This is a genomic window from Streptomyces sp. NPDC001492, from assembly GCF_053597275.1.
The window spans coordinates 268,314-282,558 of record NZ_JBSFHW010000004.1; the positions used below are offsets into that span (position 1 = coordinate 268,314).

General features: G+C 71.1%; 10 protein-coding genes and 2 pseudogenes. 6 read left to right on the plus strand and 6 right to left on the minus strand.

Going from position 1 to position 14,245, the window contains the following annotated elements:
- Window positions 1-273 precede the first annotated feature (273 nt).
- Window positions 274-960, plus strand: a complete 687-nt coding sequence (locus ACWC1K_RS07225) for a DUF6597 domain-containing transcriptional factor (RefSeq protein WP_450829250.1) — start codon at window positions 274-276, stop codon at window positions 958-960.
- On the opposite strand, the gene ACWC1K_RS07230 is transcribed toward ACWC1K_RS07225, so the two are convergent.
- From ACWC1K_RS07230 to ACWC1K_RS07240, 3 genes are all read right to left on the minus strand, one after another.
- Window positions 943-1,344: a VOC family protein gene (locus ACWC1K_RS07230; RefSeq protein ID WP_450829251.1), complete on the minus strand. Its 402-nt coding sequence runs from the start codon at window positions 1,342-1,344 to the stop codon at window positions 943-945. The genes ACWC1K_RS07225 and ACWC1K_RS07230 overlap by 18 nt on opposite strands.
- A 52-nt stretch (window positions 1,345-1,396) precedes the next feature.
- On the minus strand, window positions 1,397-2,029 hold the full coding sequence (locus ACWC1K_RS07235; protein WP_450829252.1) for a VOC family protein: 633 nt from the start codon (window positions 2,027-2,029) through the stop codon (window positions 1,397-1,399).
- 152 nt (window positions 2,030-2,181) lie between these two features.
- Window positions 2,182-3,225 carry a LacI family DNA-binding transcriptional regulator gene (locus ACWC1K_RS07240; RefSeq protein ID WP_450829253.1) on the minus strand — a complete coding sequence of 348 codons (1,044 nt, stop codon included), beginning with the start codon at window positions 3,223-3,225 and terminating at the stop codon, window positions 2,182-2,184.
- Between the two features lie 333 nt (window positions 3,226-3,558).
- Here ACWC1K_RS07240 and ACWC1K_RS07245 point away from each other — a divergent pair, with 333 nt between their 5' ends.
- Window positions 3,559-5,145: a carboxylesterase/lipase family protein gene (locus ACWC1K_RS07245; protein ID WP_450829254.1), complete on the plus strand. Its 1,587-nt coding sequence runs from the start codon at window positions 3,559-3,561 to the stop codon at window positions 5,143-5,145.
- 208 nt (window positions 5,146-5,353) lie between these two features.
- On the opposite strand, the gene mmuM is transcribed toward ACWC1K_RS07245, so the two are convergent.
- Window positions 5,354-6,277, minus strand: a complete 924-nt coding sequence (mmuM, locus tag ACWC1K_RS07250; protein WP_450829255.1) for a homocysteine S-methyltransferase — start codon at window positions 6,275-6,277, stop codon at window positions 5,354-5,356.
- Between the two features lie 79 nt (window positions 6,278-6,356).
- Between mmuM and ACWC1K_RS07255 the strand changes: the two are divergent.
- Window positions 6,357-7,180, plus strand: a pseudogene (locus ACWC1K_RS07255) (APC family permease); the annotation flags it as partial.
- Window positions 7,181-7,215: 35 nt separating this feature from the next.
- Here ACWC1K_RS07255 and ACWC1K_RS07260 read toward each other — a convergent pair.
- On the minus strand, window positions 7,216-9,312 hold the full coding sequence (locus ACWC1K_RS07260) for an autotransporter (protein WP_450829256.1): 2,097 nt from the start codon (window positions 9,310-9,312) through the stop codon (window positions 7,216-7,218).
- 187 nt (window positions 9,313-9,499) lie between these two features.
- On the opposite strand from ACWC1K_RS07260, the gene ACWC1K_RS07265 reads away from it, so the two are divergent.
- A complete protein-coding gene (locus tag ACWC1K_RS07265) occupies window positions 9,500-10,600 on the plus strand; it encodes a glycoside hydrolase family 43 protein (RefSeq protein ID WP_450829257.1) in 1,101 nt (366 codons plus the stop codon).
- Window position 10,601: 1 nt separating this feature from the next.
- Window positions 10,602-12,014 (plus strand): RICIN domain-containing protein, encoded by a 1,413-nt coding sequence (locus ACWC1K_RS07270; protein ID WP_450829258.1) that lies wholly within the window; start codon window positions 10,602-10,604, stop codon window positions 12,012-12,014.
- 2 nt (window positions 12,015-12,016) lie between these two features.
- Here ACWC1K_RS07270 and ACWC1K_RS07275 read toward each other — a convergent pair whose 3' ends face one another.
- Window positions 12,017-13,693, minus strand: a complete 1,677-nt coding sequence (locus ACWC1K_RS07275) for a rhamnogalacturonan lyase B N-terminal domain-containing protein (RefSeq protein ID WP_450829259.1) — start codon at window positions 13,691-13,693, stop codon at window positions 12,017-12,019.
- A 181-nt stretch (window positions 13,694-13,874) separates the two neighbouring features.
- Here ACWC1K_RS07275 and ACWC1K_RS07280 point away from each other — a divergent pair.
- Window positions 13,875-14,166 (plus strand): annotated as a pseudogene (locus tag ACWC1K_RS07280) (carbohydrate esterase); the annotation flags it as partial.
- Window positions 14,167-14,245 lie beyond the last annotated feature (79 nt).

The following is a 14,245-nucleotide window of genomic DNA, read 5'->3' on the forward strand; positions in this document are numbered from 1 at the left end:
GGACGCGTGCTGGGGGCGATCGCCCGGCTGGCGGCCAGGGCAGCGCGCTTCAAGCGGGTGTACGGCGTGAGCCCGCAGGACGTTCGGACGCGGACGGCGTAGCGTTCCGTGCGTGTGCACGGAGGGGTGTCCCGGCTGACCGGGGTGGTCGGGTGGGCGCCGGACGCGTGCTGGGGGCGATCGCCCGGCTAGCGGCCAGGGCAGCGCGCTTCAAGCGGGCGTACGGCGTGAGCCCGCAGGACGTTCGGACGCGGACGGCGTAGCCTTCCGTGCGTGTACACGGAGAGGGCGTCCCGGCTGACCGGGGCCGTCGTGTGGACGAACACCCCGTCCGAGGCGGGAGCCGGCCGCGTGCTGCCCGACGGCTGCATGGACCTGCTGTGGCACCGGGGCCGGCTGCTGGTCGCGGGGCCCGACACGCATGCGTACGTCACCGCGGGCGAGCCCGGAGTGTGGGTGGGCGTCCGCTTCTCCCCCGGCACCGCGCCCGCCCTGCTGGGCGTGCCCGCGCACGAGCTGCGCGACCGACGCGTGGCGCTCAGCGAACTGCGGCCGACCGCGGAGGTCCGCCGCCTCACCGCCCGCGTGAACGCCGCCGCCGAACCGGCAAGCGGCCTGGAGGAACTCGCGCTGCGCCTGGCCGCCGACACCGAACCCCCCGACCCGCTGCTACGGCACCTCGTGACCGCCCTCGGCGAGGGCCGCCCGGTCGCGGCCACCGCCGACGAACTCGGCCTGGGCGCCCGCCAGTTGCACCGGCGTTCCCTGGCGGCCTTCGGCTACGGCCCCAAGATGCTGGCCCGGGTGCTGCGGCTGCAGCGGGCTCTGGGGCTGGCCCGGGAAGGGGTGCCGTTCGCGGAGACGGCCGCCCGGGCCGGGTTCGCCGACCAGGCGCATCTGGCCCGCGACGTGAAGGAGCTGGCGGGGCTGCGGCTCGGGCAGCTACTCGGCCGCGGGTAGCTGCGCGAACAGGTCGACGCCGTTGCCGTCCGGGTCGTGCACCACCGCGTACCGCATGCCCCAGAAGGCGTCCCACGGCTTGAGTTCGCCGTGGTAACCGGCGCCCACGAGGTCCTCGTACACGGAGTCGACCTCGGCGGGCGACCCGCACCTAAAGGCGAGCGAGACCCGGCCGCCGCCGGCCGGTGGCTGATACGCGGGGTGGAAGGAACGGACGGTCTCCTCGGGATCCAGGGCGAGCGTCAGCCCGCCGGGCAGTTCGGCCTCGACGTGCGGCTGGTCCTCGGAGCCCTCGGGGAAGACGAGCCCGAGGCGACGGTAGAAGGCGAGCGCGGCGGCCATGTCGGAGACGACCAGGCCGACCACGGCGAATCGTGGAGTCATGCCGTCACCGTAGGCAGCACCCCGGCGGCCGGTCTTGAAGGAATCGGAACCCTCAGCCGAAGGTCACCGGCCCGCGAGGCGTGTCCACCGTGAACGAGAGACCCACCGGCCCCTCGGTCACGACCAGCTCGGCCCCGACGGCGGACAGCAGCGGGCGTATCTCGCCCGGGTCCGGGGCGGTGGCCGACAGCCGGAGCAGGGGAGTGGCGGGCAGAGCCCCCGATGTCGGGTGCGCCGAGGACCCCCAGTCGATCAGGAAGGGGACGAGACCGGACGGATGCGCGGTGTCGCCATCGGTCAGGCGCCATTCCAACAGCGTCCCGTCCGGCCGACGGCGGCTCATCGGGCGCACCGGACCGGGGTCGTATCCCCGCGCCCGCGCCGCCGCGACCGCCGCGTCCAGGTCGGGCGGGCTGATCGCCCAGGTCACCGTCCGCGCGGAGGCCAGCTGGTCGACGTCGAACGGGCGGGGGCCCTCCGGTCCGGCCTGCTCCGGATCGGGCCCGATGATCTCCAGATAGCTGGAACCGCCCAGTGCGACCAGGTAATTGCGGGTACCGAACCCCACATGCGCACCACCGGGTGCAGGCGTCACACCGGTGAGTCGAGCGAAGTCGGCCACGGTCGCGGCGAGTTCGGGGGTCGCGAGGACCAGGTGGTCCAGATGCACGGGAATGGCGTTCATCCCGGCCGAGGCTACGCAGAGGGCCACCACAAGGGAACACCTGTGCGGCAGCGGCTTTCAGGGCGCGTGGGGCTGCATCGATATGCGGCTCCGCCGCGTGGGTCGCGACCGGCCACGACGAGGCCGCGGACAACCGACGACGCACGGTGACGCTACCGCCGGGGGCGCGCCGTACTGGAACGCTCCACCAGTCGCGTCGACAACTCCGTACGCGTCCCCTCCAGGCGATCCCCCGCCATCATCCGCACAAGCAAGCGCAACGCCGCCCCCGCCATCTCGGCCAGCGGCTGCCGGATCGTCGTCAGCGCGGGAGCGACCCACCGCGACTCGGGCAGGTCGTCGAAGCCCACCACGCTCATGTCGTCCGGCACCCGCAACCCCCGTGCGGCCAGGGCCTGGTAGACCCCCAGGGCCATGTGGTCGGAGCAGACGAACACCGCCGTCGGCGGCTCGGGCAGGTCCAGGAGGTCCAGCATGCGCCGATGCGCGACGCTCTCGTCGAAGCCGGCGTGCCGGACGTACTCCGGCCGATGCCGCACCCCCGCCGACGCGAGCGCCGAGCGGTACCCGGCGACCCGGGCGCTGCTGCACATCTTGCGCTGGTGGCCGGCGATGACGGCGATGCGTTCGTGGCCGAGGGAGAGCAGGTGCTCGGTCGCGGCGACCCCGCCCTGCCGGTTCGCCGCGCCCACCGACACCACGCCCGGCGGCGGTTCGAGGACCGGGTCGATCAGGACGTACGGGATGCGGTGGGTGTCCAGCCAAGCGTACTGCGAGGGCGTCAGCTCGGCCAGGTTGAACAGCACTCCGGACGAACCGCGTGCGATGAGCTTGTCCAGCCAGCCGCGCTCCGGGCGTCCGCCACGGGTGCGGGTGAGTCCTGCCGAGACGACCACCTCGAGACCCACCTCGTGCGCCGCCGCCTCCGCACCGTGCAGCACCGCCCCCGACCAGGAACTGTCCAGCGAGTGCACGACCAGGTCGACCAGCCCCGGCACCTTCGCCGCGTCGAACCGGGGTCTGCGGACGTAGCCGAGCCGGTCCAGGGCCTCGGTGACGCGGCGACGCGTCTCCGGGGCCACGTCCTCCCGGCCGTTGACCACCTTGGACGCGGTCGGCACGGAGACCCCCGCCTCGCGGGCCACGACCGCCAGCGTCGGCCCGGCCGCCACGCTCGCACTCCCCGTGCGGACCATCGGGAACCACCTCTCCGGCCCGCCCGAGGGCCATGAAGAGCTTCGACCAGCGCGGATACAGTAAGCGCTTCCTACACTAGGTTCACCCGATCACGTCGGGAAGGGGCCGGACTTCTCAGGTCCACGCGGTTTCAGACTTTCGAAACTTCGAACGCGGCGGGGGGAGGAGGAGGTGACCACGGCTCCACCAGCGGCGGCGGGGACCGGCTCGGCTTCGGCACCCTGATGTACGCCAGGTAGCCGGTGAATCGCGCTCTGCACCGGAATACCGGAGCGATCTGTGGTGCTCTGTTGTTACCGGTGCAGTGGCGCGGTGAGGAGGCTGATGGTCGTATGACGACAGCAGTCCAGGCAGACCCGGTGGTGAACACACCGTACGGGGCCGTACGAGGCCGGTACGAGCACGGCATCGCGGTGTTCCGGGGCATCCCGTACGCCGCACCCCCCTTCGGCCCCCGCAGGTTCCGGCCGCCCGTGCCGCCCGAACCCTGGGACGGAGTGCGCGACGCCGGCGCGTTCGGGCCGACGCCGCCGAAGCCGCCGTACTCCGAGGCCTTCGAGAAGTACCTGTCCGACCCGGTCGTCCCCGGTGACGACTGCCTCAATCTGAACGTGTGGACGCCGGAGCCGGGCCCCGGGGCCCGGCTCCCCGTTCTCGTGTGGCTGCACGGCGGCGCCCTGACCAGGGGATCCTCCGCGGTGCCCGTCTACGACGGACGGAACTTCGCCCGGGACGGCGTCGTCCTGGTCTCGATCAACTACCGGCTGGGCGTCGAGGGCTACGGACTGTTCCCGGACGCCCCCGCCAACCCCGGTCTGCGCGACCAGCTCGCCGCCCTCCAGTGGGTGCACGAGTCGATCGGGGCCTTCGGCGGAGACCCCGACCGGATCACCGTCGCCGGGCAGTCCGCGGGGGCGATCAGCATCGGCGCCCTGCTGGCCGCCCCGCAGGCGCAGGGGCTGGTACGGCGGGCGGTCCTGCAGAGCGGGCCGCCCGAGGCGTTCGAACGGGACAAGGTACGGCGCATGGTGCGCCGCATGGCCACCCGCCTGAAGATCCCCGCCACCGCCGCGGCCTTCGCCGAGGTCGACCGCGACCTGCTCCTGCGCACCCAGGCCGACGTGGGCAAACTCAGCAGCCCGGTGCTCGGCGGCCCCTCCTTCGGGATCGTCGTCGACGGCGACCTGGTGCCGCGCGATCCGCTGGAGGCGCTCGTCGAGGGTGACGCGGCGCGGGGCGTCGACCTGATGATGGGCTGGACCAGCGACGAGTACCGGCTCTGGCTCGTCCCCGGCGGCCTCCTGGAACGCGTCGATCACCTGGGCGCGGTCGCCCTCGCCGGAGCCATGGCCCGCTGCCACTGCAACACCGAGGTGCCCCGCGGCTACCGCACCCTGCACCCCGAGGCCGGCACCGCCGAGATCGTCGGCCAGATGGTCACCGACCATCTGCTGCGCCTCCCGCTGCACCGCCTGGCCGACGCCCGCCCCGGCACCTCGTACGTGTACGAGTTCGGCTGGCCCTCCAGCCTCCCCGACCTCGGTGCCTGCCACGCCCTGGAGCTCGGGTTCGTCTTCGACACCGGCGATGTCCCGGAATCGCGCAAACTGGCAGGTGAGGGCGCGCCCCAGGAACTGGCCGACGCCATGCACGCGGCGTGGGTGCGGTTCGCGGCCGACGGGAAACCCGGCTGGGAGCCCTGGGACGCCACGCATCCGGTGCGGATCTTCGACGCGGGCGAGCCCCGCACGGTCCACGGGCCGCGGGACGCCGAGATCGCCCTGTGGACGGCCGACGCGCTCAGGACCCCGCCGTCGATGCCCGCAGCGGTCCCGGTCGACGGTACGCCCATGCGCGGCACGGAACTGCGGTCCGTCGTGCGCCGGCTGCGGCTGCCCGGCTCGGTCCGCAGGCAGTGACCATGGGGGCGGCTACCGCCGGACTGCCGCCACCGAGTCCGTCCAGGCCCGCCTCGTGCAGCGCAGTCCTGGCTCTTCCTGGTCATCGGCAACCGGTTCCCGGGGGCCGGGGCCGGCGTCCCGAAAGGGGCGCGGGGAACGGCGCGAACAACCACAGACAAGCGGCAGCCGCGACACACAGAACCCCCACGGCGAGAAGGCGAACGCTTCAGCGACCCAGCGCCCCGGCAATCCCCGCGATGGCCTCCGGCCCCACCCGGCAGCAACCACCGATCAGCCGCGCCCCGGCGCCCCGCCACCCGGACACCTGCTCGGCGGCGAAGGAAGACCGCCCCGCCCAGGTGCGACCCTCCGCATCCCAGGCCTCCCCACTGTTGGGGTAGACGACGACCGGTTTGCCAGTGACCCGGACGGCAGTCCGCACCGCACCGTCGACATCCTCCGGCGCACAGCAATTGACGCCGACAGCGATCACTTCGTCCACGTCGGCGGCAAGCCCGAAGGCCTCCTCCAGCGACTGCCCCGCACGGGTGCGATCACCGTCCACCGTGTACGAAAGCCAGGCGGGGACGCCAAGTCCACGCACCGCCCGCAGCAACGCCCCCGCCTCGTCGGAATCCGGCACCGTCTCCAGCGCCAGCACGTCGGGACGGGCGGCGGCCAGCACCTCCAGCCGGGGCCGGTGGAAGCGCTCCAGTTCGTCGACGCTCAGCCCGTACCGCCCCCGGTACTCGGAGCCGTCCGCGAGCATCGCCCCGTACGGGCCGACGGACGCGGCCACCCAGAGCGGCCGCGTGACCCCCTCGGCCTGCGCCTGCCGTGCCGCCTCACGCGCCAACTCCACGCTCAGGGAAAGCAGTTCGGCCGCCTTCTCGCGCCCGATCCCGCGCTTCGCGAACCCCTCGAACGTGGCCTGGTAGCTCGACGTGATCGCCACGTCCGCACCCGCCTCGTAGTACGCGAGGTGCGCCTCCGTGATCGCCTCGGGCCGCTCGGCGAGCAGCCGCGCCGACCACAGCTCGTCGCTCAGGTCGTGCCCGGCGGACTCCAGCTGGTTGGACATGCCGCCGTCGAGCACGACGGTTCCGGTGGCGAGGGCCTCGGCTAGGGAGGACGGGGTGTCGCTGGTCATGGGAAGACGCTAACCGAAGGGGCCGGTGACGACCGTTCATGTCCATCACGTGAACAGGTTGCCCAGCATGTGGGAGGACCCGCGCGACGCGGTCGGCCCGTGCGCCGGGTTCGTGTCGGCCTGGTCGTACTGGACGATGTGCTGGCTCAGCATCGCCGCGCTCGCCGCCGCGGTCGTCGCATACGTCGACGTCCTCGTCCCCCTGCACGGCAACCACGCCCCCGAAGCGGTCGTGGCCCTCGCCGCGCTGCGGCTGCCCGCGGCCGCGAACTTCGCCGGGACCCGCTGGGTCGGCGCGGTCCAGGCGGTGTCGACGGCAATTTCGGCCCGTTCAACCCCTCGGGCGACAGCACGCCCGGCGCGCTCGCCGCCGCCCTGCTGCTCTACAGCTTCCTCGGCGTCGAGTCGGCCGCAGGCCACGCGGGCGAGGTCGAGAACCCGGAGCGCCCCGTGGGCCGGGCGAGCCTCCTCCGCACCCTGGGCTCCGCCCTCGTCCCCCTCCTCGGCACGGTCGCCGTCTTCGGTCTCGTCCCGCACGACCGGCTGGTGACTTCGGGCGCCCCCTTCGCCGACGTCGTGAACGCGATCACCGGCTGCCTCAACGGCTGGATCCTGAGGGCCGCGCAGATGCCGTACGCCGCCGCCCGCGACGGCCTCCTCCCGGCACCGATCCCCAGGGTCGGCAAGGGCGGGGTGCCCGGCTTCGGGGTCTGGGCCGTGGCCCTCCTCGGCACGCTCCTGATCGCCCTGAACTACACGGCGGGCCCGGACACCACCTTCCGCGTCCTCGTCCTGATCGCGACGTTCACCGGCTGCGTGCCCTACCTCCTGTCGGCCGCCGCGCAGTTGTACTGGCCGGCCCAGCGCACCCGCGAGCGCGTCCACGCTGTCCCGGTGAGCCGGTGAGCCGGTGAGCCGGTGAGCCGGTGAGGCGCCGGCTAACCGTGCGCCGCATGCCGTCCACCCCTCCGCCCGCCGCTGCGCCCGCGCATCACCGCCGGCACCACGAGCCCGACGAGCAGCCCCGCCGCCAGCACATACGGCCACCAACCGAGGCCGCTGTTCGCGGTGCCGCCCGCCGCCACGCCGGACGATGCCGTGTCCGGGTGGGTGGCGGTCGGGGAGTGGCTCCCGGTGGCCGCGGTCAGGGTGACGTCATTGCCGTCGCCGCCGTGGTAACTGATCCGGTACGTGGTGTCGGCGAGCTTCAGGCGTGTGCCTTCCTTGAGCCCCTTGAAGGCGCCGGTGGTCCTCGACCTCCCCGAGTGCTCGATGACGGTGATCGCGGGGGCCGGTTTCGTCCCGGCGGCCGACAGGTCGAGGTCTCCGGCCAGTCGGACCGATGATCCCGTCACCTTCAACGGCGCGGCGCCCAGGACCAGTTCGCCCTTCGCGCTCTGTGTGTAGCTCCCGGAGACCGTGACCCCGCCCGCCACGACACCGTCGTTGGTCACGGCCCCCTTCACGGTGCCCTTGCCGGTCAGGGTGGTGGCCACGCGCAGTCCGGACGGTCCGGGGTCGAGCCGCGAGCTCGTCGAGTCGAGTCTGATCGCCTTGCTGTGGACGAGGGTCGCGCCGGAGCGCAGTGCCAGGGTGCCCTTCCCGACCGTCGTCGTGCCGGTGTACGTCACCTGGCTTCCCGTCAGGGTGGCCGTGGCGGCCCCGGTCTGCGTCAGGGATCCGCTGCCGCTGATCCGGGACAGCGCCAGGGACTTGCCCGTGTTGTTCAGCACCAGCGAGCCGTTGTCGACCACCTTGTAGAGGTCACCCTTGGTGTAGAGCCCGCTGTCCCCTCCCGGCCTGCCGCTGCCCAGTCGCAGCACCGCGCCCTTCTCGACCGTCGTCGAGCCGTTGTAGTACTGGACGGCGGCGAAGGTCACGTCGTTGCCCTTCGTCCCCTTGATGACGATGTCCCCGGCGCCGGGCGCGGCCAGCGTGTCGTGGAACCTGCCGCCGCCGATGGGGGCGCCCAGCGTCACCGGCCCGTCGTAGTCGAACGTGAGCAGCGAACGGAAGCGCGCCGCGAGCAAGTTGATGTAAACGGTCTCTGCCGTGCCCGGCATGAAGATCTTGTGGGTCGTGCCGTCGCCCCACTGGACGTTCGCGCCCTTGATGTTGGTGCCGCGCTTGTTGACGTTCTTGTGCGCGGGTGTCCAGTTCAGGGACGGGTCGCTGAGTGAGGGGTCGGTGTCGCCGCCCTGGTTCGACCAGCTGTACTGGCCGGTCAGGATCACCTTGCTGCCGGGCCGGGACTGGACGTTGATGTCACTGCCGTACTCGCGCTGGTAGAAGTCCATGCCCATGGTGACGGTCTGACCGAGAGGCGTGTCCACGGTCCAGGTGCCCTGGTTGAGGACCTTGCGCACGTTCGGCAGCGATGTGGCGAACTCCGGCGCGCCGGCGCTCAGTTGCGTGCCGTTGTCGATCACCCCCGAGAAGGAGTGGGTGCCCGACAGGGCCCAGCTGCCCCACAGGAAGCGCGGCTGTGTGATCAGGCCCGAGCCGCTGATCGTGCCCAGGTTGTAGGCGCTCGTCAGCGACAGCCGCAGCGTGCCGTCGACCCGGATGTTGTCCTGGTTGAGCCGGAACGCCGGGGTGTTGTAGGGGAAGTGCCCGATCAGCCCGGTCGTCCCGCCGTCGCCGTACTGCAGGGTCGCGCCCCGCTCGACGGTGATGGCGGGCGGGTCGGCGTCGGCCGTGGTGACGTACGGGTGGTTGCCGCCCTGCGTCCGCACGACCTGCCGCTGACGGGACCTCGGGAGCGTGAAGTCGCTGTCCTTGGTGAGGACCAGCGTCCCGCCGCCGCGCACCGTGAGCGTGCCCTCGCCGCGGAACACCCCGTCGTACCTGGTCGTCCCGGACGGCACGGTGACCACGGCGTCGCCGGTGAGCGTCACGTCCCGGTCGGCGAGCACCTCGGCGGTGACGTCGCGGGTACCGGCGGCGGCTGCGGGAGGAGCGGTGGAGAGCAGGGCGGCGACGGCCGCGAGGGCTCCGGCGACGGCTGCTGTCTGGTGGGGGGTATGGCTGCGCACGTCAGAGGAGACGGCCGGGGAGGGCCGCCGATAACAGAAAAGCTGCCGTACGGCCGAAATGGAGAAAGCGCTGTCTGCCCGTCACGTCAGACCCGTTGACCTCCTCGTTCCGCACCCTTACCTTTTCGGCGTTCGTCATGACAGATGGTGTTCGCTACCTCGAACGTCCCCCCTGAGAGGCAGCCGCATGAGCCGCAACAACGACCTGCCCCAAGTAGCCAGCCGTCGCCTGATGCTGAAGGGAGCCGCCCTCGCCGCGGGCGCCCTGGCGGCCACCCCCACCGTGGCCACCGCCGCGCCGACAGCGAAGGCGGCCCCGTTCGTGAACCCCCTCGTCCGTCAGCGCGCCGACCCGTACATCCACCGCCACGCCGACGGCCACTACTACTTCACGGCCACCGTCCCCGAGTACGACCGCATCATCCTGCGCCGCTCCCGCACCCTGAACGGCCTTGCGACCGCCCCCGAGTCCGTCATCTGGACCAAGCACGCCACGGGCGCCATGGGCGCCCACATCTGGGCGCCGGAGATCCACCGCATCGGCGGCAAGTGGTACATCTACTTCGCCTCCGCGCCCGCCGAGAGCATCTGGGACATCCGCATCTGGGTCCTGGAGAACGCGAGCCCCGACCCCTTCAAGGGGACCTGGGTGGAGAAGGGCCAGGTGAAGACCGCCTGGGAGACCTTCTCCCTGGACGCCACCACCTTCAGCCACCGCGGCACCCGCTATCTCGTCTGGGCCCAGCACGAGCCCGGCATGGACAACAACACCGCCCTGTGGCTGTCGAGGATGGCGAACCCCTGGACCCTGACGGGCCCTCAGATCAGGCTCTCCACCCCGGAGTACGACTGGGAGACCGTCGGGTACAAGGTCAACGAGGGCCCCGCGGTCCTCGCCCGGGGCGGCCGCCTCTTCCTCTCCTACTCGGCCAGCGCCACCGACTACCACTACTGCATGGGCCTGCTGACCGTCGACGCCAACGCCGACCTGATGGACCCCGCCAACTGGTCCAAGTCACCGACGCCCGTCTTCACCAGCAACGACACCACCCAGCAGTACGGCCCCGGCCACAACTGCTTCACGGTGGCCGAGGACGGCCGCAGTGACGTCCTCGTCTACCACGCCCGCCAGTACAAGGAGATCACCGGCGACCCCCTGAACGACCCCAACCGCCACACCCGGATCCAGAAGCTGGGCTGGAACCAGGACGGCACCCCCCACTTCGGCGTGCCCGTGGCCGACACGGTCGCCGCCTCGGTGGCCGGCTCCGCGAAGGAGAGGGCATGACATGAGACGTGCCTACGCGGTACTGCTCGCCCTCTGCCTGTCCCTGGTCGGCGCCCTCGCGGCCGCCGGCCCGGCGCAGGCCGCCGCCCAGACCGTCCCCAACGGCGTCCAGTTCACCGACACTTCGGGCAACCCGGTGCACGCCCACGGCGGCGGCGTCATCAAGGTCGGCGCGTACTACTACTGGTTCGGCGAGGACCGCAACAGCGACAACACCTTCAGGTACGTGGACGCCTACCGCTCCACCGACCTGAGGAACTGGGAGTTCAGGAACCACGTCCTGACCCAGTCGTCCGCCGCCGAGCTCGGCACCGCCTACATCGAGCGCCCGAAGGTCATCTACAACGCCACCACCGGCAAGTTCGTCCTGTGGATGCACAAGGAGAACGGCGTCGACTACAGCCAGGCCCGCGCGGCCGTCGCCGTCTCCGACACCGTCGACGGGAGCTACACCTACCAGGGCAGCTTCCAGCCGCTCGGCCAGTACATGTCCCGGGACATCACCACGTTCGTCGACACCGACGGCACGGCCTACATGGTCTCGGCCGCCAACGAGAACTACGACCTGCACATCTACCAGCTCACCGCCGACTACACCGGGATCGCCTCCCTGGTCGCCAACCCGTGGCCGGGCGGCCACCGCGAGGCCCCGGCCCTGTTCAAGCGGGACGGCGTCTACTTCATGCTGACTTCGGGCGCCACCGGCTGGAGCCCCAACCAGCAGCAGTACGCCACCGCGACCAGCCTCTCCGGCCCGTGGACCTCGATGACGAACGTCGGCGACTCCACCGCCTACGGCTCGCAGACCGCGTACGTCCTTCCCGTCCAGGGGACTTCGGGCACCTCGTACCTCTACATGGGCGACCGCTGGGGCAACTCCTTCGGCGGCACCGTCAACGACTCCCGGTACGTCTGGCTGCCGCTGACCTTCCCGAGCTCCACCTCGATGTCCCTGTCCTGGTCCCCGGAGCTCACCGTCGACACGGCCGCCGGGACCGTCACCGGCACCGGCGCCACGTACAACACGCTGATCGCGCGGCACAGCGGCAGGTGCGCCGACGTGACCAGCCAGTCGCTGTGGCAGGGCGCCCAGATCAAGCAGTACGACTGCAACGGCGGCACCAACCAGAAGTACTGGTTCAAGTCCCTCGGCAGCGGCTACTACCAGCTGGTGGTCAGGAACAGCTCCCTGTGCGTGCAGGAGAACGCGAGCACGGTCACCCAGGAGAACTGCAGCGGCTCGGCCGCCACCCAGCAGTGGTCACTGACCACCTCCGGCTCCTCTGTCAGCGTCACGTCCCGCGCGAGCGGCGAGTGCCTGGACGTGTCCGGCGCGTCCACCGCCAACTCCGCCGCGATCATCACGTACACCTGCAACGGAGGCACCAACCAGCAGTGGACGCGCGGAACCTGACGTCAGGTCAGAAGATCGATCGCGTCGATCGACGTACCCGCACTGAGGAAGGACGTCGTCCCCGAACCGCTCACCACGTTGATCTTCAGCACGTTGTACCGGCTGGTGTCGGTGAGCCAGGCACTCGCCGGAACGCTGTAGGTGAACGTGTGGTTGTTGCCCCGGTACGAACCCACGGTCAGCGACCGGGTGCTCGGCTGGCCGGGCGGCGACGGGATCGACGACGTCCAGTCGTTGACGCTGATCTGCGGCCGTCCGTTGGCGTAGGCCGTCGTCACGCCGATGCGCAGGGTGTGCGCGGCGGCGGCCTGCGCGGCCGTCAGCTTGAAGTAGACGAGGATGCCGCTGTTGACGTCCTTCCAGAGGTAGCAGGGGAAGGCCGAGGTCTCCGTCCCGCTGCCGATGACGACGTTGCCGGTCCAGGACGCGGCCCGGCTGTCGGACGGATGCGCGTACGTCATCAGGTCCGCGTTCTTGAACCCGCTCGGCGAGCCGTTCCAGTCCCCGATCCGCCAGATGGCGCTCGCGTTGCCGGGGTCGTTCGACGAGGGGATCGCGAGGGTGTTGAGGGCGGTCGTACCGCCCGCGGTGACCGTCACCGAGCCCGTGTGGACGGCCAGTTCACCCTTGAAGACGGTCAGGGTGTACGTCCCCGGCAGCACCCCCGGTATGGAGAAGTAGCCGTCCGAGGAGCGGGCCGGACCCCAGTACTGCGCGGCCGGGTTGGCGAGCCCGACGGTGTACGGGAACGCGGTGTTCCGCCCGGTGATCCCGACGCCGGCGACCTTGCCGCGTCCGCTCGCCGCGACGTATCCGGAGATGCCGAGCGAGTCCGCCCAGGAGGTGGTGAGGTTCGCGTGGTACAGCGCGGGGGAGGGTGCGCCGCCGTCCGTGAAGGCGATGACGTACGGGCCCTGGAGGCCGAAGCGCTGGGCCTCCGTCTGGTTCTCGCCGTAGTAGAGGATCTCGTACAGGCCGCCGCCGTCGGCGCTCTGGTGGCGCAGGAGGGAGCGGTAGAAGGGGCCGCCGGAGGCCTTCTCGTGGTTGGAGCGGACCACGTACAGACCGACGCTCCCCGTGGACCAGCCGATGTAGTCGTAGTCGATGACCCGCAGCTTCGCGTAGTGCTTGGAGCGGGTCTGGCCGTCGGACTTCTCGAACACGTCCGAGGCCTCGATGGTGGTGGGCGCGTAGGTGTACGAGTCGGGCTCGTCGTTGAGGAACATGCCCGCCTTGACGCGCACGATGTAGCGGGTGGCGCTGACCGAGTCGTCGGCCTTGTTGGTCCACAGGTAGACGTTGTTCTCGCCGCTGCGGGCCGCGTAGTAGTGCTTGAGGGTGCCGTGGGCGACGGAGATCAGGATCGTCGGACCGGACTGCTTGATCGTCACCGTGGAGGTGCCGAGACCGGACTCGATGTGGGAGTTCTTGCCTCCGTACCCCTGGTACTCCGTGCCCTTGTAGACCAGCGAGGTCAGGTCGCCGTTGGTCTTGCTGACCTTGAAGACCAGGCTCGCGCCGGTGTCGACGACGTAGTTCGACCCGTCGTCGGAGTAGCCGAAGCCCGCGGCCGACGCCGTGGCGGCGAGCGGCCCGGCGAGGGCGGCCGTCCCGGCGGCAGCGGCGGAACCGAGGACGAAGGTACGGCGGCCGACCGGTCTGTTCGCGGTTTCGGACATGGGGGTGCCTCCTCCGGAAGCGGTGTGGGGGTGGAGCGAGTGGTTGTGAGGGTGACAGTTGAATCGATTTCGCGAAAGGGCTTTCGCCTGCGCGAGGTTGGCCATCTTGAGAGATCGGCCGGGGGTCTGGAGAGCGCTTGCCGAGAGCGGCCAACTACGCGGACTCCGGCGAGAGTACGGTGAAACACTGGTGGCAGGTGTACGGGAGAAGGGCGGCGAACCGGTGCTCGTGACTCCCGTCGTGCGGCGCTGGTTCCATGCGGACGGCACTTTGAACAACAACACCGCACTGCTGGTCAACGGCCTCGGAGTGGACCATCCTGCTGTCATCCGCACGGTCGCCGCGGCGCAGCACGCGCCACTCGTCGACCTGACGGCCAGGACGAAGGCGCACCTCCGTCCACGGAGCCACAGTGCACGCGGGACTTGTCCGCGACGCACTTGTCGCCCAGCATCTGGTCCCGAGGGTCTGATGCGGGTGCGATGAACTCCTGGGGCGTCTCGACCGGAACCGGGGCGCCCCAGGTCCCCCTCGTCCGTCGCCGCAGCTCC